This is a genomic window from Streptomyces sp. NPDC107498, assembly GCF_055582805.1.
Genome location: NZ_JBVJPE010000011.1, coordinates 58,872 through 78,080, shown reverse-complemented (window position 1 = coordinate 78,080; position 19,209 = coordinate 58,872). Strand labels below are relative to the sequence as shown.

The 19,209-nt window shown below is 69.2% G+C and carries 21 protein-coding genes, 1 tRNA gene and 3 pseudogenes; 17 read left to right on the top strand and 8 right to left on the bottom strand.

Going from position 1 to position 19,209, the window contains the following annotated elements:
* Window positions 1-784: 784 nt before the first annotated feature.
* From ACZ66Z_RS20445 to ACZ66Z_RS20435, 3 genes are all read left to right on the top strand, one after another.
* Window positions 785-904, top strand: a tRNA-OTHER gene (locus tag ACZ66Z_RS20445).
* Between the two features lie 1,021 nt (window positions 905-1,925).
* Window positions 1,926-2,456: a GNAT family N-acetyltransferase gene (locus ACZ66Z_RS20440; RefSeq protein WP_469935831.1), complete on the top strand. Its 531-nt coding sequence runs from the start codon at window positions 1,926-1,928 to the stop codon at window positions 2,454-2,456.
* Window positions 2,457-2,479: 23 nt separating this feature from the next.
* A complete protein-coding gene (locus ACZ66Z_RS20435; protein WP_469935829.1) occupies window positions 2,480-2,647 on the top strand; it encodes a hypothetical protein in 168 nt (55 codons plus the stop codon).
* Between the two features lie 308 nt (window positions 2,648-2,955).
* Here the strand turns inward: ACZ66Z_RS20435 and ACZ66Z_RS20430 are convergent, their stop codons facing one another.
* Window positions 2,956-3,450, bottom strand: coding sequence for a DUF3237 domain-containing protein (locus ACZ66Z_RS20430; RefSeq protein ID WP_469935827.1), 495 nt, complete (start codon window positions 3,448-3,450; stop codon window positions 2,956-2,958).
* Window positions 3,451-3,983: 533 nt separating this feature from the next.
* Between ACZ66Z_RS20430 and ACZ66Z_RS20425 the strand changes: the two genes are divergently transcribed.
* Window positions 3,984-4,256: a DUF6199 family natural product biosynthesis protein gene (locus ACZ66Z_RS20425; RefSeq protein ID WP_469935825.1), complete on the top strand. Its 273-nt coding sequence runs from the start codon at window positions 3,984-3,986 to the stop codon at window positions 4,254-4,256.
* Window positions 4,257-4,488: 232 nt separating this feature from the next.
* Here the strand turns inward: ACZ66Z_RS20425 and ACZ66Z_RS20420 are convergent, their stop codons facing one another.
* Window positions 4,489-5,343 (bottom strand): DMT family transporter, encoded by an 855-nt coding sequence (locus ACZ66Z_RS20420; protein WP_469935823.1) that lies wholly within the window; start codon window positions 5,341-5,343, stop codon window positions 4,489-4,491.
* A gap of 785 nt (window positions 5,344-6,128) precedes the next feature.
* Between ACZ66Z_RS20420 and ACZ66Z_RS20415 the strand changes: the two genes are divergently transcribed.
* The 3 genes and pseudogenes from ACZ66Z_RS20415 to ACZ66Z_RS20405 form a co-directional block, all read left to right on the top strand.
* Window positions 6,129-6,371, top strand: coding sequence for a hypothetical protein (locus ACZ66Z_RS20415; RefSeq protein WP_469935821.1), 243 nt, complete (start codon window positions 6,129-6,131; stop codon window positions 6,369-6,371).
* Between the two features lie 132 nt (window positions 6,372-6,503).
* Window positions 6,504-7,076, top strand: a complete 573-nt coding sequence (locus ACZ66Z_RS20410) for a hypothetical protein (RefSeq protein ID WP_469935819.1) — start codon at window positions 6,504-6,506, stop codon at window positions 7,074-7,076.
* Between the two features lie 175 nt (window positions 7,077-7,251).
* A pseudogene (locus ACZ66Z_RS20405) lies at window positions 7,252-7,415 on the top strand (IS630 family transposase); the annotation flags it as partial.
* Window positions 7,416-7,574: 159 nt separating this feature from the next.
* Here ACZ66Z_RS20405 and ACZ66Z_RS20400 read toward each other — a convergent pair.
* Both ACZ66Z_RS20400 and ACZ66Z_RS20395 read right to left on the bottom strand, forming a co-directional pair.
* Window positions 7,575-8,005 (bottom strand): annotated as a pseudogene (locus tag ACZ66Z_RS20400) (transposase); the annotation flags it as partial.
* A gap of 346 nt (window positions 8,006-8,351) precedes the next feature.
* Entirely contained in the window at window positions 8,352-8,930 is a 579-nt protein-coding gene (locus ACZ66Z_RS20395; RefSeq protein WP_469935817.1) for a hypothetical protein, read from the bottom strand.
* Between the two features lie 145 nt (window positions 8,931-9,075).
* On the opposite strand from ACZ66Z_RS20395, the gene ACZ66Z_RS20390 reads away from it, so the two are divergent.
* Window positions 9,076-9,345, top strand: coding sequence for a transposase (locus tag ACZ66Z_RS20390; RefSeq protein WP_469935815.1), 270 nt, complete (start codon window positions 9,076-9,078; stop codon window positions 9,343-9,345).
* 408 nt (window positions 9,346-9,753) lie between these two features.
* Here the strand turns inward: ACZ66Z_RS20390 and ACZ66Z_RS20385 are convergent.
* Window positions 9,754-9,996 (bottom strand): annotated as a pseudogene (locus tag ACZ66Z_RS20385) (leucine zipper domain-containing protein); the annotation flags it as partial.
* A gap of 171 nt (window positions 9,997-10,167) precedes the next feature.
* Between ACZ66Z_RS20385 and ACZ66Z_RS20380 the strand changes: the two are divergent.
* Window positions 10,168-11,289 (top strand): IS630 family transposase, encoded by a 1,122-nt coding sequence (locus ACZ66Z_RS20380; protein WP_469935813.1) that lies wholly within the window; start codon window positions 10,168-10,170, stop codon window positions 11,287-11,289.
* A 28-nt stretch (window positions 11,290-11,317) separates the two neighbouring features.
* Here the strand turns inward: ACZ66Z_RS20380 and ACZ66Z_RS20375 are convergent, their stop codons facing one another.
* Both ACZ66Z_RS20375 and ACZ66Z_RS20370 read right to left on the bottom strand, forming a co-directional pair.
* Window positions 11,318-11,962: a hypothetical protein gene (locus ACZ66Z_RS20375; protein WP_469936242.1), complete on the bottom strand. Its 645-nt coding sequence runs from the start codon at window positions 11,960-11,962 to the stop codon at window positions 11,318-11,320.
* Between the two features lie 256 nt (window positions 11,963-12,218).
* Window positions 12,219-12,629: a VOC family protein gene (locus tag ACZ66Z_RS20370; protein ID WP_469935811.1), complete on the bottom strand. Its 411-nt coding sequence runs from the start codon at window positions 12,627-12,629 to the stop codon at window positions 12,219-12,221.
* A 178-nt stretch (window positions 12,630-12,807) separates the two neighbouring features.
* On the opposite strand from ACZ66Z_RS20370, the gene ACZ66Z_RS20365 reads away from it, so the two are divergent.
* The 3 genes from ACZ66Z_RS20365 to ACZ66Z_RS20355 all read left to right on the top strand — a co-directional run bounded on the left by ACZ66Z_RS20365 (window position 12,808) and on the right by ACZ66Z_RS20355 (window position 14,047).
* Window positions 12,808-13,410: an SsgA family sporulation/cell division regulator gene (locus ACZ66Z_RS20365; RefSeq protein WP_469936240.1), complete on the top strand. Its 603-nt coding sequence runs from the start codon at window positions 12,808-12,810 to the stop codon at window positions 13,408-13,410.
* An 18-nt stretch (window positions 13,411-13,428) separates the two neighbouring features.
* Window positions 13,429-13,782 (top strand): PRC-barrel domain containing protein, encoded by a 354-nt coding sequence (locus tag ACZ66Z_RS20360; RefSeq protein WP_469935809.1) that lies wholly within the window; start codon window positions 13,429-13,431, stop codon window positions 13,780-13,782.
* Between the two features lie 142 nt (window positions 13,783-13,924).
* Window positions 13,925-14,047 (top strand): hypothetical protein, encoded by a 123-nt coding sequence (locus ACZ66Z_RS20355; RefSeq protein ID WP_469935807.1) that lies wholly within the window; start codon window positions 13,925-13,927, stop codon window positions 14,045-14,047.
* A gap of 1,253 nt (window positions 14,048-15,300) precedes the next feature.
* Here ACZ66Z_RS20355 and ACZ66Z_RS20350 read toward each other — a convergent pair.
* The gene (locus tag ACZ66Z_RS20350; protein ID WP_469935805.1) at window positions 15,301-15,558 is read right to left on the bottom strand and encodes a hypothetical protein; all 258 of its coding nucleotides are present in this window, start codon (window positions 15,556-15,558) and stop codon (window positions 15,301-15,303) included.
* Between the two features lie 525 nt (window positions 15,559-16,083).
* Between ACZ66Z_RS20350 and ACZ66Z_RS20345 the strand changes: the two genes are divergently transcribed.
* The 5 genes from ACZ66Z_RS20345 (at window position 16,084) to ACZ66Z_RS20325 (ending at window position 19,086) form a co-directional block, all read left to right on the top strand.
* The gene (locus tag ACZ66Z_RS20345; RefSeq protein WP_469935803.1) at window positions 16,084-16,557 is read left to right on the top strand and encodes a hypothetical protein; all 474 of its coding nucleotides are present in this window, start codon (window positions 16,084-16,086) and stop codon (window positions 16,555-16,557) included.
* Between the two features lie 431 nt (window positions 16,558-16,988).
* A complete protein-coding gene (locus ACZ66Z_RS20340; RefSeq protein WP_469935801.1) occupies window positions 16,989-17,327 on the top strand; it encodes a hypothetical protein in 339 nt (112 codons plus the stop codon).
* Between the two features lie 326 nt (window positions 17,328-17,653).
* Window positions 17,654-17,941, top strand: a complete 288-nt coding sequence (locus ACZ66Z_RS20335; protein ID WP_469935799.1) for a type 1 glutamine amidotransferase family protein — start codon at window positions 17,654-17,656, stop codon at window positions 17,939-17,941.
* 19 nt (window positions 17,942-17,960) lie between these two features.
* Window positions 17,961-18,296, top strand: coding sequence for a hypothetical protein (locus tag ACZ66Z_RS20330; RefSeq protein ID WP_469935797.1), 336 nt, complete (start codon window positions 17,961-17,963; stop codon window positions 18,294-18,296).
* A gap of 571 nt (window positions 18,297-18,867) precedes the next feature.
* Entirely contained in the window at window positions 18,868-19,086 is a 219-nt protein-coding gene (locus tag ACZ66Z_RS20325; protein WP_391909941.1) for an MbtH family protein, read from the top strand.
* Window positions 19,087-19,209: the final 123 nt, after the last annotated feature.

Here is a 19,209-nt window from a genome sequence, read left to right as displayed (position 1 = left end):
CTGCGGCCGCCGGCCGCGATTCGCAGAACGTTCCGTCGCGGTCCTGCCGCCGACCCCCGGCATCGAGATCGATGGCGCCGCCTGCGGAATGGGGGCCGCAGGCGGCACACCATCCGTCGACCATCGCCGCCGTCCACGACGCGGGGGGTCGTCCGTGAACGGCGGCGCTGACGCGCGCCTGCCCGCAGGATCGCACTCCACACCTCGGCCGCCCGGGTGAAATCGGATGGGCATGGGGGCCGGGTTCGGGGGCACATGAGTGTCGAGCGCGTGGGACCGCTCACCACGGGCAGGCGGGCTTTCCCGTTCGCCCGGCCCGACAGGGTGGATACCGGCCCGCACCATTGGTGGAGTGCGGGCCGGTATCCACCCCGTTTCGTGTCACAGCTCCTCGCGCAGCCTTCTTCCGCGACCGGCTGCACACCGTCTTCTCCCAGGCCGAGGGCAGGCGAGTGTTCGACAGCGATGCGCTCCGACGAGGGCCGGTGCCGGCCTCTTCTCTGGCGCGTGTACGTGCGGCAAAGCGAGCGTGTCGGGTTTTCCGGGCAGTGTGATCGCCTGGCCGGGGTGGTCGCGCCGGAGGCCGAGGCAACCATCGTCCAGGAGAACCTTCACCTCGGGGGAAGTGCCGGAAACAGGTTCCGATGTCTTCGTTGCGTGTGGAGTGGCGTGACTTCTGTGGACCTGCGGCAGTGGTGGTCGGCGGCCGGATAAAGATTGGTCCGCAGGGAACGATGTCTCTACGCTTGGCCAGAGCGGGAGTGCGCGCGTTTCCGCAGGCTGCGGTGCCGTGGCAGAGCGGTCCATTGCGATCGCCGTGGGCGAGGTCCCTCCCACGGCGAGTGACGGGGACGGGGCGGGCCTGCTCCCATCTGTCTCGCGGGTTCGAATCCCGTCGGCACCGCAGCCGACCAGGACGTAGTACGGCGCACGGACCTGCCGCCTGGCGCCAGGTCCACAGAAGTCGTGCCAGGGCCCGTTCTCGCGAACAAAGCCACACACATCTCTCCGGACGCCCTCTCTTGCTGTGCCCGGCCGCTACACCGGGGCAGGTGCCGCTCTCACGGGCTCAGTGGGAGCCGGCAGCGTGGTCAGGGGTCCGAGGCGCTCAGCTTGTCCTGGATGCGGTCGTAGCTGTCGGGGCGCCGAATCGTCTCGTAGGCTTCCTTGCCCTCGCAGAGACCTCCACGGACCCGACTCCTCTTCCTCGATACCCATAAGCTGATGATCACCTGCATGCTGGCACCAGGGCGCACGACGCAGGCCGACGCCCGCCCGCCACCCGAACGGGCCACCCCGCCAACCTTCCGGAGCGGTCTGATCCGCTCGGGACAACAAGGGACGGCCACCCCGGAGGCCCCGGGCAACCACCCCTTCACGGCCGGCCCCTACGCCGGTGCCGACATCGGCACCGCCTTCGCCAGGGCGGCGAGTGGTGAGCGTCGGCCCTTGCCGACCTGGCGAAGCTGCTCCCGGTCGACTTCAACTTCGGGGTGTGCGGCGACGAGTGTGTCGCTGTCGGCGGTGCGGCAGAGCGGGACGTCGACCGCTCCGGCCCGTGGGGTGCCGAACTCCGCCTCGGCTCACTCCGCGGCCCGGATCCACTTGAGCTTCACCATCCGGTCGGAATCCACCCTCCTCACCCGAAGGCGGGCGGCGGCCTGGTCGGGACCGAGCGGGCCGCCCGAGACCACCGCCCCGCCGGGACGTCGGGGGCCGGGAGGTCCCGGCGTGCCGCGCCCACCGGAACACCGCCACGGGCACCTTCAGCCGCTTACGGCTCGGTCCGCGATGGGCGACGGGTGGAGGCGTAGCTCCTTCTCGGGGACAGGGTGTCGCGACGCCCCCGGGTCAGCCGAGGAGCGTGTCGGCGTTACGCGGAAATTCGCTGGTCGCCGGTTGCCGGTGGTGTTCATACTGCCGCAATGGATCCGGTGACTCTTGAGAGCGACCGTTTGGTGCTGCGGGCCTTCACCTCTGCCGACGTGGATGCGGTGTACGAAGCCTGCCAGGACGAGGACATCCAGTTCTACACCCCGGTCCCGGTGCCGTACCGGCGTGCGGATGCCGAGGAGCTCGTCGGCGAGAAGCTGCCCGCCCAGTGGGCCGAGGACAGGGACTACACCCTCGGAGCGTTTCGCAAGGACACCGGCGCCCTGGTCGGCTCGTACTGCCTGACCCTCCTCAGTCGCGGCGTCTGGGAGCTCGGTTACTGGGCGGTCAAGGAGCAGCGCGGCCAGGGCTTTTCGGTGGAGGCCGCCCGGGCCCTGTGCGACTGGGGCTGGGCCACGCTCGACTTGCACCGCATCGAGTGGTGGGCCATGGCCGGGAACACCGGCTCGCGCGCGGTCGCCGAGAAACTCGGCTTCACGGTCGAAGGGACACTGCGCAATCGCGGCATCGCCAACGACGGCAAGCCACACGACTGGTGGGTGGGCGGACTGCTGAGGCTCTGATGCCCGGGCCGGTGCTTCGCCGGTTGTGTCAGCCCTTCCGCTTCGAGCTGGTGCCCGCCGACACCGCGTGGGACGGAAACTGGTTCACGACCGGTGACGCCGACTGGACCCTCTACGCCGTCATGCACCGCGACCCGGCGGCCGGCGTCGTCTTGGCGGAGGCCTGGACCAACGCTCCGCGCCACCGGTAGCCGCCCGCGCACAAACCGCTCGGCTTGTGTCCACTCGACGACGTCTACGCTCTGAAGATCCCGGCGTCCTGACGCTGATCAACGGACCAGCGCCGAAAGAAGGCCGACCCGAAGGAGTCCGGGCGCCTCCTTGCCGAGTGCAGCCGCCTGCGGGCGATCGCGGCCGCAGTGGAGTCCGTCCGGTGACCGAAGAGCCCCATCAGCCGCGCCCGCCGCGGCAGATGGACCGGACTGCCGAAGCCCACCACACCTTCGACTGTTCCAGCTCGGTGTGCCAGGGACGCTTTTGCGGTTTGTCGCGACGCTGGTCAGGTCACGGAGTAGAAGCGGATGGCGACCTCGGAGTCGTCGCCGCGGGCGATACCGATGAAGACGGTGCGGGCGAGCCAGAGATGGGCGGGGGCGTCGGTGCGGAAGACGGGGGAGGTGCGGTAGTACACGCCTGCCTCGGACACCTGCAGGTCGCCGTCGTACTGGGCGGGAACGTCGGGGTCGTCTTCGTGGTAGTAGCCGCGGTTGGTGATGTCGATGACCGCGCCGTCGTCGGTTCGAAGGAGGTATCGGGCATCGAGCTGGTAGACCCCGCGGCGCCTGTCGCACCAGTCACCGCCGCCGGCCAGAACAGTGCCGCGCAGGCGAGGGCCGTCGACAGTGCCGCCGGTGATGGGGACGTACTCGGTGATTTCGCCGGCGCCGTGGCCGATGTGCAAGGAGGGAGCGAGGAAGACACGGACCTCGAAGGCGAAGTCGAGGGCAGGGGTGAAACCCGGCCCCACCACGGTCTGCGACTTTGGGGAAATCACGGCACTCCGTAAGGCTGCGGGGCTGGCATGGCGGTACGGCAGATCCTAGACAAGCCGTGCCCATCCCGGTCAACGGTGTTGACGTAGTGCAGCTCCGCACTGCTCCCCGCTCGCGCGGGGATGGCCCCGCGTCCGAGGTCGCCTACCAGTGGGACGAAGTCTGTTCCCGCGCTCGCGGGGGAGGGGGGCCCACCTGTGGGCAGCTGCGTCGGATCCGCGCTTTCTGCACGGCAGGCGTCCTGCTGTGGACGTCCACCGCGGCCTGATCAGGATGGGCCCACCCCGGGAGCCGGCAGATATGGGCCCGTCTCCTTCTCCTGGCGTCTTCACCGGCCTGCTCACCCCGCCTCCGCCTGGCTGGCCCCTCTCCAGGCCACCCAGAGACACGAGCCGGCCCGTCATGCCGCGCCCCGACAGGCCATCACCTCACGCCGCGCCGACGTCTGAACTCCCCGAGCCCACAGCGCCCCCGGTTCCCGCAGCCAGCCGGGCCCACAAACGGGCCTGCCCGTTTTTTGATGTGACGTCAGGGCATGCGGAGCTGCATGAATCCCGACGCGTTGACCCAGACCGCCTCAGGCACCAGCAGTGCCGCCCTGATTCCGGTTCTCTGCCTGTTCCTGGTCATGGGCCTCATCCAGGTCATACGCCCGCAACTCCTGTGGAGACTGAACGCCAGACTGCAGAAGGGATGGGTGAAGGACCCGGACGCCACCGAGCCCACCGGCAAGGGCTACGCCATGCAGCGGATCACTGGTGTGATCTTCCTGGCCGTGGCCACCTGGATGCTGATCCAACTCCTCTGACACACCCCCACGCCCCACCCCCTGCCCTTGTTGCTGTCGTTCCGTCAGGGCGCGCAGTACCTCAGGCGGCTGGAGCACAGCGGAGACCGCCAACCCTGGGGCGAAGCGCAAGAGCCCGGCCCGCGAAGCGGACCGGATCGGATCGGGTCGGACCGAGCTGTTGGTCACCAGCGAGAACGATTTCACCTGGTGGCTGGAGGAGTTCGACATCTCCCACTCCGGTGCGGCCGGTTCAGTCCGAGCTGACCCCGCTGCGCGCGAGGGCGAAGACCCCGGTGACGATCAGCGCGATGCCGGCCAGTTGGGGGAGCAGCCACCATCCGGTCCGGATGTGTTCCCCGTAGAGCAGCACACCGAGGGCCAGGCTGACCGTGGCGTCGCCGAGGGTGAGGGCGGGCTGGGAAGCGACGAGTGGGCCTCCTTGGAGGGCGTGTTCGAGGAGCAGTACCGCCGCGATCCCGGCTCCGCAGAACGCGTAGGTCTGCCAGGACGTCAGGAAGCCGACGAGACCGTCCCTGCCGAGGATGTGCATGGAGGTCTTCATCAGGGCGGCGGTCAGCGCGTAGCAGATCGCGGTTGCCGCGCCGAGGCAGCCCGCGCGCGCCCGGCCCGGCGGGCGGCGCAGTCCCGCCGCAGCGAGTACCACCACGGTGACGGCACAGACAACGAGCGCCGGCAGCCAGCGGTCCATCTCGACACGAGTGCGGTTTCCGTCGGGCGCGGCGGCCGACAACGCTACGCCGAGTCCGCACACCACGGCCGCGACGGCCGCCCACAGGCGCCCGGGCAGGCGTTCGCGGGCCGCTGCCGAGGCGATCAGCAGGGCAAGGGGCAGTTCGAGCACGAACAGCGGCTGGACCAGGGACAGCGCACCCGTCGCCAGGGCCGCCGCCTGCCCCGCCCCCGCGACGATCACGGCGAGGATCCCGGCCAGCCACACGGGCCGGCGGACCAGGTCGAGGATCAGCCCGGGGCGGAAGGAGTCCGATCGGGGGGCGGTCAGCGTGGCGCGCCGTTGGAGCACGGTGGCCAGAGCATTGCTGAACGCCGCGCACAGCGCGAAGAGGACCGGCAGGATGACGCCCATGTCCCCATGGTCTCCGGGAACGGACGATCGAGTGGTGCGACGCCACCGGGTGGGGGCGATTCGGGCCCCGAACCCGGGGTCAGGCATCTGTCGGCGTCTGTGGCCGGCGATCAGGGCGACCGTCTGAAGGGCCTTGAACTCGGTGCTCGAGAAATCATGTCCGGCACCCTGCTCTGCACCCTCGGCCCGGCGGGTACGCCGATGACGGCCGGCCCTGCTCCCTGCACCCGAGGAGATGGTCGCAGCCGAGAGCGGGCGTCAAGGGGACCTCGGTCTGCTCCCCACACCCGCGGGGATGGTCCGGGCACTGCGCGAACGGTCGGCAGCGCCCAACGCTGCTCCCCGCTCGCGCAGGGATGACTCCCCGTCCCCGGCACCACCCGCCGGGGGCGGTCGGCGTTCCCGTCTCGGCCGTCGAGTGCGACTGCGTACGGAGCGAGAAGGGAGCGAAAGCGGGGCTTGACGGGTGACTGACGGGTGACTGACGGGCGTCCGATCGGGCGGAGAGGCGGACCAGGGGGCGTGGGACGCCTTCACCCGTCCTGCCGGCCGTCCGAGGAGCGGGATGCTCCTCCGGCGCAGGACACGAACGGTCCTTCGACGGAGGAGACGCGGGATCCGACCGACACGTCGCCCGGGGGCTATGTGCCTCCTCCGCCTCCCCCGCCGAAGGAGACCGCCGCCGAAACGACCGAGCCGCCCTTCGAGCCGGGCACCTCGCCGCCGCCCGAGGAGACTTCGTCGGGGAACACCGAGCCGTCCCCGGGGCCAGCCCCTGAGGACACGTGAGCGAGCCTTTCGCGCACGGGACGGAGCAGCCCCCGCCCGGCGCCGGGAAACCGCCGCGTCAGGCCGGGGGCGATCTCTACGGGCCGTCCGCCCTCATCAAGATCGTCGTCGCTCAGGGAACGTTCATCGCCGCGCTGATGTTCTACATCGGCGCGATCTACACCAGCACGTACTACGACTACTTCCATCTCCGCTGGGGTTCGCTGAACCTGGGGTTCGCTGAACCTGGGGTTCGCTGAACCTGGGGTTCGCTGAACCTGGGGTTCAGCCAGGTCGCCCTGGAGAGCCTGAACCTGCTGAACCTGGACATCATGGTGGCGGGGTGCGTGGCCCTGCTGGTCTGTGTCCCGTGGAGCCGCCGACTCCGTCGGGTGACGCGGATCGAGGCTGCCGCGGCGCGCTGGTACCCGCTCTTCGTGGTCGTGGGGATCGTGCTGCTCGCGTTGTGGCAGGAGATCCAGCCGTACGGTTGGGCCGGACCCCTGACCATCGCCGTCGGACTTCTCCTGAGCCAGTGCCGGGATGCCGAGGGGCGGCGTCCGCAAGGGTTCCGCCGCCAGGCTGTGCCCGTCTTCGCCGCCGGCGTCTTCCTCTTCTGGACGGTGACCAATGTGGCCTGGCAGCAGGGCAGGCAGGACGCCCAGGCGCACGCTGCGGACGTCACCAGATGGGCGGGAGTCCTCGTTCTCAGCACCAAACCACTGAGCCTGCCGACGGACTCGGTGCGAGAACAGAAGCTCCCGAACAACCTCCTGCACCCTGACCGGTACTCAGATCTGCGGCTGCTCACGGAACACGACGGCCGCTACTTCGTGGTGCCGCGCAACTGGGACGCGCGGAAGGACGAGATCTACGTCATTCGGGAGAGCGAGTCCATCTGGATCGCGCTGACCCCCGGCACGCGACCCCGGCTGATGGACTGGAGGAGCCGGAGCGACGGCTGACCGGCCGGCGGCGGATACGTCACCCTCGTCGTGGTCGTGCCGTCGCCCGTCCAGCCATGTCCTGCGGGCAGGGTGCGCATTCACAAAGATCATTTGCCGTGATCGTCGACGGACCGAAGATTTCACGTCCCACCGCTCTCGGAGGCGTCACCACAGGTACCGACCGTCGATCTGACGCGACGACCAGGCGGTCGAGGCAGGGAAGAAGGAGACCCGGCCGCTGGCAAGAACACCGCGACGGCGTGCGACGGCTGGATCGTCTTCGAGGACGAAGCCGGTCAGTCGATGGCGCCGCGCACGAGAAGCCGGGGATGCAAGGGGTCAACGCCAGTGGTCAGGGAGCCAGAGCCGCGATACTCGCCGAGGCCGGGGAGCGCCGGGCCACCCGGGCCCGCAACCGCGCCCAGATCACCCGTCTACGGACCGCACCGGCTCGTTCCCGGGCGGGATGATCGCAGCCGGCCTGATCATGGACGACTGGCCGACATCACGCGTTCAAGCGCAGTAACGGGCGACGAGTTTGCCGAAGAGGGTGGCGATCGCGCGGAACTGCTGGAGGCGTTTGAAGCAGCGTTCGACCACGATGCGGTCCTTGCAGAAGTTCTCGGTCGAAGGCCGACGGTCCGCCACCGGCCCACCCGCGCCGCAGACGATCGGCCTTCTGACCCGCCCGCTCCGGGATCACCGCCCGGATGCCTCCATGCCGCAGAGACCGTCGGATGGCCCGGGACGAGTACGCCTTGTCCGCGAGGACCGCGTCAGGCCTGCGGCGGGGCCGTCCGGTTTGCGGGCTCCGGCAACGTGCTGGTGGGCTCGGTTGATCATGGAGTCGACCGCCACGGTCCACTCCGCGGCTCCCAACGGGCGAACCGCTCACAGAGCGTCTGCCACGACCCATACCGTTCCGGCAGGTCACGCCACGGAGCACCGCCCACCTCGTCGACACCCTTTGGAGCGGGCCCGGGCCGCGGCAGCCGCGATACGGACCCGTGTCGCCCACGCCCTGGACGTCCCCCTGGCGGTCCTCGATGTCGCGGCGATGGTGCTCGTGATGAGAGACAACGGCCACTTCCACCGCTGCGCACCGCCTGAATATCAGCGAGCCGAAGACCATACGTGATCTGCTGATGGACTATCGCCTCTCCACCACCCGCTGTGCCCGCCCGGACCCGTCCCGCGCCCGCCGGCGCTCGTCGGAGGCAGGCCCGACGCCGCCCACCGGCCCCGGCCCGGACCCGTGTACGGCCTCTACGGCCGGTCAGCCGCCGCCGTGGCTCAGGAGTAGGTCATGGGGCATCCATACTGCAGGGAGTACTGCGCGGCGCGTAGGTAGAGCGCCACGTAGAAGGCTGCGTCCCGGTCCTCGGCCCACGGTCCCGGCCGCACCCGGGCGGTCCGCTCCGCCCCGCCCTCCAGGAACCACAGGCTCAACGCGAGGTTCTCGCCCGCCGGTATCGCATCCAGGGGCAGGCGGACAGCATCGGCCAACCCCTGGGCCAGGGCGAGCACCCGCGGGGCCCCGGCGACCGCTGTCTCCTCGCCGGAGTACGCGGTGCCGACGGGGAGGACGATCTCCTCCTCCAGCGCGAACGGCACCAGCACGCTCCAGTCGAGGAGGGCCGACAGCTCCGCGTCGGTCAGTTGCGTCCTGCACAGCGCCACGAAGCCTTCCATGGACGGGCTGACCTTCTCCTCGAACCAGCCCGGCGCCTCCCGTGCGGCCTGCCGCAGCTCGTAAGGGGGCAGTCCGCGCCGCTTCAGCTCGATGTTCAGCGCGGCGGCGATGTCCCCGTATCCGTCCTCCCCCGGCCGCGACCAGTCCTGCGCGGCGACACTCACCAGATAGACACCCATGACCGCAACGTACCGGCCGCCACCGACAACATCCCGGCCCTTGTGACAACCAGAGTGAACAAGCACTTACTGATCATTTCAGAATGAGTTTGGTTCGAGGCCTTGGCAGTGGGGCGGGTGGGCGGCAGAGCTCTGCGGGTGTCGGATGATCTTGTGTCTGATGGCCTGTGGAACTGTGTCCCTCCCACTGATCCCACCTCGCCCGCCGCGGCGTCGGCGGTGTCCGGGCCGGGTGCCGGCGGATGACCGTGCGGCTCTGCGCGGAATCGTCTACGTCCTGCGCACGGGTGTGACCTGGGCGGATGCACCGACCGAGACGATCGGCGGCAGCGGGGTGAGGTGCTGGCGGCGCCAGCGGGACTGGACAGAGGCCGGTCTCTGTCCCCGCCTGCATCCGAACCTCATTCTGCAATGAGCAGTTACTCAGGTTGAACCCGCGATGTCGGTGGTCAAGGCCAGGCAAGGGGAGGCTGTGACATGCTTGCCCGCGTGATCGACGCCCCGAAGGATGACTGGTCGTTCTCCACAGCGCGGGAGCCGACCCGATTCGGTGCCTGCGAAGTGAACGGCGCCCCGGGTGTCGAGCATGCGGCGGGCGCGCGCAGCACGCTGTGTGGCATCTCGGCGCGGCATGCCAGACGCTGGCTGCATCTGTCCGTTCCCGACGCCCTGCAGTCGTGCCGGCGGTGCCGCCAGGAGGCCGAGTCAGCCCCGACGCAGCCGTGCGTCCAGGAACGCCTTCACGGTCGGGTCCTGGAATCGGCTCAGGGCGCGATGCGAGACGAGTTGCTCGCCGCGCTTCGCAGCTCGCGAACGACGCGGCCCTCACTGATACGTTCAGGGGTTGGTGGTGGGGCCGGCTGGAGCGGTCACTCATTCCGGCGATGCCGAGTTGTCGGTAACGGGTGGCCCAGCGGGCGGCGGTGGTGTGGCTGACCTGGAAACGCTCGGCTGCCCGTCGCAGCGGCCAGCCGCCCTCGACGACACGGTGGACCAGGCGAAGACGCCGGGTCTCGGTCAGCGGGGCATTACGGCGGGGTACGAGGGCCTCCTCGGATCGGTGCAGATGTCGCAATCCACACCGAACCCGGAGGCCCTCACCCGTTCAAGAACCCAGCACGCGTGTCACCAACGTTCCCGAACAGCACAGCTAGTGCTCTGACCGCATAGGTTCGCCGGGTTGGTGGTCGGGGCGGTTGGATGTCGGTGACGTCCGATCCGACCCGCTGGAGGCGCGGTGGCCGAGCCTGTCCGTGTGCGCAGATTGACCGACCAGGAGGGGCAGAAGCTGCAGCAGATCGTGCGCCGGGGAAGCACCAGTTCGGTTCGCTACCGGCGCGCGATGATGCTGCTGGCCTCGGCTGGCGGAAACCGCGTCCCGGTGATCGCCCAGCTGGTGCAGGCCGACGAGGACACCGTCCGGGATGTGATCCATCGGTTCAACGAGATCGGCCTGGTCTGCCTGGACCCTCGATGGGCGGGAGGCCGTCCCCGCCTGCTCAGTCCTGACGACGAGGACTTCGTCGTCCAGACGGCCACCAACCGACCGACCAAGCTCGGCCAGCCCTTCACCCGCTGGTCCATCCGCAAACTGGCCGCCTACCTGCGGAAAGTCCACGGCCGCGTCATCCGCATCGGCCGCGAGGCGTTACGCCGTTTGCTCGCCCGCCGCGGCGTCACCTTCCAGCGCACCAAGACGTGGAAGGAATCCCCGGACCCCGACCGCGAGACGAAGCTGGACCGGATCGAGGAGGTCCTGGACCGGTTCCCGGACCGGGTCTTCGCCTTTGACGAGTTCGGACCGCTCGGCATCCGGCCCACTGGCGGTGCGGGCTGGGCCCCCGCCGGTCACCCCGAGCGGCACCCGGCGACCTACCACCGCACTCACGGCATCCGGTATTTCCATGGCTGCTACTCGGTCGGCGACGACGCCCTGTGGGGCGTCAACCGCCGCAAGAAGGGAGCCGCGAACACCCTGGCCGCACTGAGGTCAATCCGGGCCGCACGTCCGGACGGCGCTCCTATCTACGTAATCCTGGACAACCTTTCCGCGCACAAGGGCGAGAAGATCCGTTGCTGGGCGAGGAAGAACCGCGTCGAGCTGTGTTTCACCCCGACTTACGCGTCCTGGGCCAACCCGATCGAGGCCCACTTCGGGCCGCTGCGGCAGTTCACCATCGCCAACTCCCACCACGGCAACCACACAGTCCAGACCCGAGCCCTGCACGCCTACCTGCGCTGGCGCAACAAGAACGCACGACATCCCGATGTCCTTGCAGCTCAACGGCGTGAGCGCGCCCGGGTCCGCAGCGAGAAGGGCGTCCGCTGGGGCGGACGACCTGCCGCTGCCGCAGCCTGATCAACCCGGTGAACCTTGCCGGCCGGCCTTAGCGGTAGCCGTCCACCCTGGCGCCTGCTGAAGGAGCGAGATCGGGCCAGGGATGCCCTGCCCTGTCGGAGGCAGCGGACCGAAGGAGGTCAAGCAAAGTAGACCCTGGGTAGCCCCGGAAACTCGAATAGGCGGAACGGTAGTAGCAGCTCCAGTAGCTTACGACCCGCCGCTGAGTACGGTCGAAGAAGGCCGGGTTGTCCACGATGAACTGCCCATAGGCGACGTGGCCCCGGGCGCCCGGAGCGGCAAGATCACGAAGCCCGTCGCAGATGTCGACGAGGATCTCCAAGACGTACTCGCCGACCAGCTGCACGACGAACGGGACGACCCACGGGTCCGTGGAGTCAACGACCTTCGCCAGGTGGCGCTGCCTGACCATCCCGTCGCAGTGCCTTGAGTACAGGCAGTGCAGAAGTTGCCGTTGACGCGGCGAGAGCGACGCCATCGCGTCGGGCGGCGGCTCGTCGTTGTAGAGACGCCCCGGGATGGTCACCTGCTGGCCCTCTACAACGACCGAAAACGACGCTGCCGGCCGGAGGCGAGAAGCAGGCATGACCGCCAGAACTGCCTCAGCGTCTCCCGCGAGCTCCACTGGGAACGCCGTGATCAACGGATCGCTTCTATCGAAAGGCGGCTGCACGAGCTGAGCATAAGCGGACGCTCCCGCCGCGAGGTTGGCCCCCACCACCTCACGGTCGCCCAACCCGGTCAACGTATGCGGTCACAGCACTAGGCCGTCTCTTTGGGACCTTGCCGGTCAAGTCCATGTCGTCCGGTGCCGTGCATCGCAAGGCGGAGGGACACCCGCGTACTGGACGTACTCGGGTGTCTCGACAACGCGGCGAGGTGCAGTGCCGGGCGCCACGGGCTCAACCGGAAAATCCGAAGGAAACGCCCTAGCCGCGCTCGGGCCAGACCGGCCCCTGATCACCCCAGATGACACCCTTGTTGCGGCACAGACAGAAAGGGTGCCCGACCGGGTCCGTGAAGACCTGCCAGCCGTAGCCGTTGGGGCCGATGAAGTCCTGCTTGAGCGTCGCGCCGAGGGCGACGACGCGGCTCTGCTCGGACTCGATGTCGTCCACTTCGAAGTCGAGGTGGAATTGCTTGGGGTGGCCGGTGTCGGGCCACTGCGGAGCGCGGTAGTCATCCACCCGGATGAATGCCAGCTCGATCTCGCCGAACCGGATGCCTGCCCAGTCCGCCGAGCTGTCTTCCTTGATCGGACGGCCCGTCACCGCGGAGTAGAAGGCCGCCAGCTCCATCGTGTCGGGACAGTCGATAATGAAGTCGGTGAGTCGCAACATCCCATGATCTTGACACAAATTCACCCGTCCGGACCTCGCGTTGCCGCATCGTCTTCATCCGTGGGCGAGGCGGTCCGGAGGAAACGATCCAGGGATTCGGTCATGCCGGCGCAGCCTCCTGTCGTGCAGGCGAGGCTGTGAGCAGCCGGAATTCGGTCAAGGAGGACCGTTGGTCCTTATGGAGTCCAGGGTCGTAGCAGTACGCAGAATCCAGCCCTGCAGGGGCACCGACCTCGGGAAGCCCGTACGGAACGGTGCCAGGTTCACGCCGAAGCGTGAAGTTCGTCAACCTGAGACGTTCTTCAGGAATGAGTACAGAGGGACGGGGCATGCGGACCGCGCGCTGTGCCACCCACCTGGAGAGGCTCCCCTCATGTCCTGCGTATCCAGCCTGATCGCTGTCCGTCTCGATGCGGGCGAGAGTACGGTGCCGCTTTTTGCCCGCTTCGGTTACTCCGCTGACCACCCGTATGCGGTCCAGGTGGACTTCTTCGACGGTCTGACCGTCCTGGCTTCCTGGCAGTTCGACCGGCAGATGCTGGCCGACGGACTGCGCCGGCCGGTAGGCGAGGGCGACGTCACGTTCCGCCCCCACCCGCGGGTCGGCGGCCACGAAATCCGCATCGGACTGCGCAACCCCGCGGAGAGCCAGGGACGTGCGGTGCTCTTCGCGGAGGCCGGAGCGCTGAAGGGATTCCTGACCCGCACGTACGACGTCGTGGGCGAAGGAGAGGAGTCCGTCGACCTCGACGACCTGCTCGATGAGCTCCTGGCCCGCTGAACCGTAGGAGCATCGGTCATGACGAACGACCCGTGGAGCTTCGCCCCGTCGTGCGGCCAACTGGCCGACCTCGACCTGGCCGGATGGCGGGTCGAGGCCGCTGACGGGCCTGTCGGCGAAGTGGACGAGTATGCCGACGAGACGGGTGATGCGTTCCTGGTCGTGGAGGCGGATGGATGGATCTTCGGAAAGCTGCTGATTCCGGCCGGTGCGGTGACGCGGCTCGACCCTGTCAGACGCACGCTCCATCTGAACCTGAGCCGGGGGCAGGTCGAAGACGCCCCGCAGTTCCTGCCCGACCGGCACCGCGCCGACCAGGAGTACCGCGAGGAGATTGCGGAGTACTACTGGAAGGCCGGGCCCTGCCAGTGATCTGTTTCCAGGCCAGGACCGGCAGGGGCGCCCGGATCCGCAGCGCCGCCTGAGAACTCCGCAGGAGAATGCACTGTCGAAGACGCGCTGTTGTTTGGTTCTGCTACCCCATGCGGTGCAGGTGGAAGACGCTACGCAGGCGATGAGCAGGGCCGGAGGTCTGGAGGGCTCGGAGCGCGACCCCGAGCTGGGCGAGGCCTGCGTGGCGCTGAAGCACTACCCTGACGTCGTGGCCGCGGTCGACGGCCTCACCGAAGCGGTCTGAAGCAGAGGGACGAGAGGGACAGGGCCGGCCGCCCGCGCTCGGGGGCAGGACCGTGGGCGGCCGGCCTTCGGGCTCCCGTCCTGTCGGATGCCGTGCTCCGACCGCACGCCGCAGTGGGCCAAGGTGCCTGTGGCGAAGGCACCGGTCGGGCCGTGCAGGTGACCTGGCCAGGCATCTGGACGACAGCCGCCACCGAGAGGGAGGTCTTCCCGCTTGCACCGTGGGTGCCGGGCATGATCCCCAACAGGTCTGTCAGCGAGCGAGGAAGGGCCATCCAGTCCCGGCAGGTTACAGAGTGCGAGGGCTCCGCAGAAGTTGGGCAGAACCCGTTCTCGTGTGCATGGCCAGGCCGTCGTGGAATGACACCCCGCCGACGGCATCAGGTGTACGTACCTGACCCCCCTGCCGCTCCCCGAGACCGGCCCCGGGGTTCTTCCCCCGGAAAGCCGGGGGTGTGGGATCCGGGCGCGGGGGCATGAGGGGATCGAGCGCATGGAACCGCTCTGGATAGGCAGGACCTGCCGGTACCCCCCCGTCCGGCAGGCTCCTGGGCCGCCGAACGGCCCGCACCACTGGGCGATGGTGCGGGCCGTTCGGCATGTCCCGACAGCTCACAGATCCCCGGGCCGCCTCGGGGGCGTAGCCCAGACCCGCGCGGGCACGCAAAAGGCCGGCACCGTGCCGCCGAAGAGGGTGGTACAGTGCCGGCCACCGAAACCCCCGAAAAGGTCCGGCTTCAGCATAGGCCCGCCTCACCCCCACACACGGGGCGACGAGAGCCGCTCTGGCTTTGTTCACGAGTTCTGGTTCTGGCACACCTTCTGTGGAGCTGCGCCGATCGGGCTCCCGTCCGACTCGGCCCAAGTCGCTGGCCTGCTGGCTCCCCGTGCGCTCCGACCTTGGGCATCGGGATTCGGCTCGACACCACAGAAGGCGTGCCAGAACCAGAACCAGAACTCGTGAACAAAGTCGGTCGCCGGAAGCCCGGTCAGCATCCACCGTGTTGTCTACGCCCCGGTGCACCGCGACCCGGTGACCGGCGTCGTCCTGGCGGAGGTCCGGGTCACCATCCCGCGCCACCGGTAGCAGCCGGCCGCCACGCGGCTAACGTACGAGGCCAACCTGATCCTTTTGCTGCTCATCGGCCTCGCCGTGGTGGACCAGAGCGATCGATGTGCGTCGCTGGGGGAGGGGCTGGTGGGGCCGGTGCCCAGCCCCGGCGCACCGGCCGGGGTGCTGCAGTGGAGGGGCAGTCAGCTGTAAACGGGGTGTTCGACTGAGACGTGCTGTCCATCGAGCTGGACGGTGCTGAACGTGGGGGCGGGCAGGTCGGCGTCGACGTCGGGGTGCTGGTGCAGGGCGGCCGGCCGTAGGTCGACGGACCGGAAGGAGGCGCCCTCCATGTTCTCCGGGAACCCCATGGTCTCGCGGGCGCAGCCGTAGGAGAGGCTGAAGCCGCTGCCGCCGTGGCCGAAGTTGTGGACGATGTCGAAGCCGTACTCCCTCTCCACGCAGACGTTCTCCACGCGGTAGGGGCGCAGTCCGGCGATGACGTCGACGTCCGTGTCGGACAGTTCGATGTCCTTGAGGAGGTCGGGGCGAAGCGCTTGTTGCGGGCGAACATGTCCTTGACGGGCTGGCAGTCCTTGCCGATGTGGGTGTCGTATTCGCCGGGTTCGACCAGGCCGTCGAGGATGAGGTGGGTCTTGCGGGGAACGATGAAGACCATGTCCTGCTGGTGGGCGGTCTTGGAGAGGGCGTAGGCGGTCTTCGGGGGCTCGGGGAAGCGTTCGACGGGGACGCGGACCAGGGCGTCGCGCAGGGGGACCATGCAGGCGTCGCCGAGTTCGGCGGCGCCCATGCCGGTGGCGTTGACGATGGCGTCGACCTTGTACTCCTGGCGGAGCTTCGCGCTCTGCGACACCAAGCGGTCGGTAATGCGCTTGCCGTAGGTGAGGGTGACGTTGGGAAGCTCCTTGAGCTGGGCGCGCAGCCAGCGGATGTAGATGGGGGGCAACCGCCGGGACGGTGAGCTGGTGGCCGTCCTTGACCTTGAAGGAGGCGGGGACCTTCTTGAGGTCCTCTTCGGTCATGCGCCGGAAGCCCTGGATCTCCCCGTCTTTGGAAAGCTTCTCGAGCTCCAGCATCTTGGTGCGTTCGAGCCAGTCGTCCTCGATCTTGATGCCGAAGGAGAAGTTGGACGTCGCCATGAGGACGCCGGCCTTCGGGTATTTCTCGGCGACCTTGGCGAACTCCTTGTAGGACTCGACCGACCAGCGCTTGGACCGCATGATCGACAGCTGGTTGCCGTGCCGGCCGCACGCCGCGGGCGGGAACTCCCACAGCGCCCCGGCGATCACGGACACGGTCTGGTCGACGGGCCGCTCGGCGATGACCTGGACGTGGTACCGGGGCTTGTCGTTGTCCGGGCCCGAGCCAGTAGCAAGCCCCCCCGCGCACAGGGAGCAGAGAAACCATTCCCCTCAGCGACTGGGTGCCGCGGGTGGTGACGAAGCGGTTTTCGAGGAGAAGTTTCATTGCGCGACCTCCCCGGACGGCCCCGGTGTACCAGCAGTGCAGTCGCCGGGACGGGAGGGGCGGGTAGCAGTCGGATCCGGGATGGCCGCAGCGCGCTGTCGCTGACATGTCGCCGGCCCCCGCCGCTCGGTCTGTTGTGTCACCGCCGGGCCCGTCCGGCTTCTTTGCCTCCGTGCCGCCACTGCCGAGCTGCTGCCACGCCGACTCGGCCCTCCCGGGGGCGTCGGCTGTGCCGTCGGCCATCGTGAGGGCGGCAATCGGGAAGGTCCGGTCCTGTTCACCCATGCCGCAGGTGTCTTCGTGCCCGGGCGGGTCGACGCCCGCGCAGAGGCCACGTCCTGTGGCCTTGACGAGCGGCCCGGGCCCGGCCCACGATGGCGGCCCGTGCGCGGAGGGGGACACCGTGACCGAGACGCCGGAGCGTCGTCTTCTCGATTTCTACACAGCGCGCAAGCTCTTCCCCAGGGGGATCTCGTACGACGCCCTGGAGAAGGCGCTGCGCCCCCACCGGGTCACGGGCAAGGGCGGCTGGCAGGGCACCCAGAACGTGGACAAGTACCCGGCCGAGGCGGTCCACGAGCTGGCCTCGAAGGTCCGGGAGGGCACCGCGACCATTCCACCGCTGACCCGCGCCGAGCGCAGAGATCTCCGGATCCGCCGGTGGCGCACCCTTCTCCCGCTCCTGCTGGCGAGCGCCGCCCTCTTCGCCCTGCTGCTCCTGACCATGGTGGTCTTGGACTGAAGCGGGCTGCAGGAGGTGGTGTCCGGGGCCCCTGGTGTTGCTCAAGATCTCCGCGGACCTCCAGATGCGGCCTCGTCGTCCTGGTCGTCACCCTCGCCGTCGAGGACGTCGTGCGGTTCAGCGGTCATGCGGCAAGGCCGACGCCTCGACACTGCCGTCCGGCAGGGGCGGAAACGGCGTGCACCGCCGGGATTCCGTTTACGCCCCCACCGGATCGCCTGCCTCGCGTGCGACGGCACGGCTCCCTTCGAACTGGCCACTGTCGCCGAGGTGTTCGCGGTTCCCCGGCCGGAGCTCGACGTGGCCTGGCGGCACCGGTTCGAGGCGTGCGCCGAGACACCCGGACCGTGGGCGGCTTCGACGTCCTGGTGCACCACGGACTGGACCGGCTCCGGTACGCCGACACCGTCGTCGTCCCCGGGGTCCCGGACGTCCGCCGCGACGTCTTGCCGACCGTCCTGGACGCGCTGCTCGGCGCGACCGCACGCGGGGCACGGGTGGTCTCCCTCTGCAACGGCGCGTTCGCACGCGCTGCCGCCGGTCTGCTCGACGGCAAGGGGGGGGGGGACCAGGCCCTGGAGCTTCGCCCGACTGCTGCGGGAACGCCGTCCTGAGGTGAAGGTCAACGCTTCGGTGCTCCACGTCGATCACGGTTCCGTCGTCACCGGCGCCGGCATCGACGTCTGTCTGCACCTCCTCCGCCGGGTCACCGCCGACGACCTGGCCGACATCGCGCACCTGTCGGTGCGGCCGTTCGGACGCCGATTCGCCGACGCTACGGGGCTGCCGCCGGGCCGCCGGCTCACCCACCAGCGGGTCCGCGCCCGCGCCGCACTGCCGGAGTCCGCGGACCGGACGAGCGACGCGGTGGGCGGCCGCGTGGGGCTGACCATGGCGGGCTCATGGCACCGCTTGCGCGAGGCGATGGGCGTCAGTCCCTCCACCTGTCGGCGCCCGTCTCGGCGCTGACCGGGCAGACGGTCCGCCCACGGAGCCCGCCCCGTCCCTCCGGCGTTCCGGGACGGCGGCGCGCCCGCCGAGGTTGCTTCGGCGACGGGGCGCACACCCGGCGCACGGGAGCGCGCGGCATGCTCACGGGGCGCGGAGCGGGGGGTCGGCAGGCCGAGGCGCGGTGTGGCGGAAACGCTCGGCCGATAACGGGCGGCTTCCCTGCAAAAGGAGCAAACAGTGGCCGAATATGTGAGGGGACGCCTTGTTTTGCATATGCCTGACGCCCATTCCTGACGGATTGATCTTCCGGATCGCCCGCAAGTAGCGGGCGGATTCAAACCCTTGGCCGACATGAATCCTTTAGTGTGAGGGGTGTGAGCGCTGTTTCCGGGGGAAGTCGGTCGGAGGCCGCGGCGTGGACTGTGAGGGGTGCGCAGGGCCGGGGCGGCCGGGCCGAATGGTCGGGACGAATGCCGGTGCGTCCGGCGGACGTGGCACACGCACTCCTGGAAAGCAGGAAGGGCGCGGACAATCACGGCGCACGCGTACGGAAACGACCAGGAAGACATCCGAGAACAGGTAGGGGAACGTGAGTAATCCTTTCGACGACGAGTCAGGGCGCTTCCTTGTCCTTGTGAACCACGAGCGTCAGTACTCGCTGTGGCCCGCGCACCTCGACGTCCCCGGCGGCTGGGAACCGGCGGGGCCCGAGGGATCACGCCAGGAGTGTCTGGACCGGATCGAGAGCGTCTGGACCGACATGCGGCCCGCCGGACTGGTGCGGGCGATGGACGCCGGCACCGGCTGACGCCAGGCCGGGAGAGGGGGGTGCCGCCCAGGTCAGGCGGCTCTTCCGGTGGCCCACGGCGACTCCCGGCGCCGACTCCGTACGAGGGCGGATCGGTCCGCGTCGGCCGGTGAGCGCTCGCAA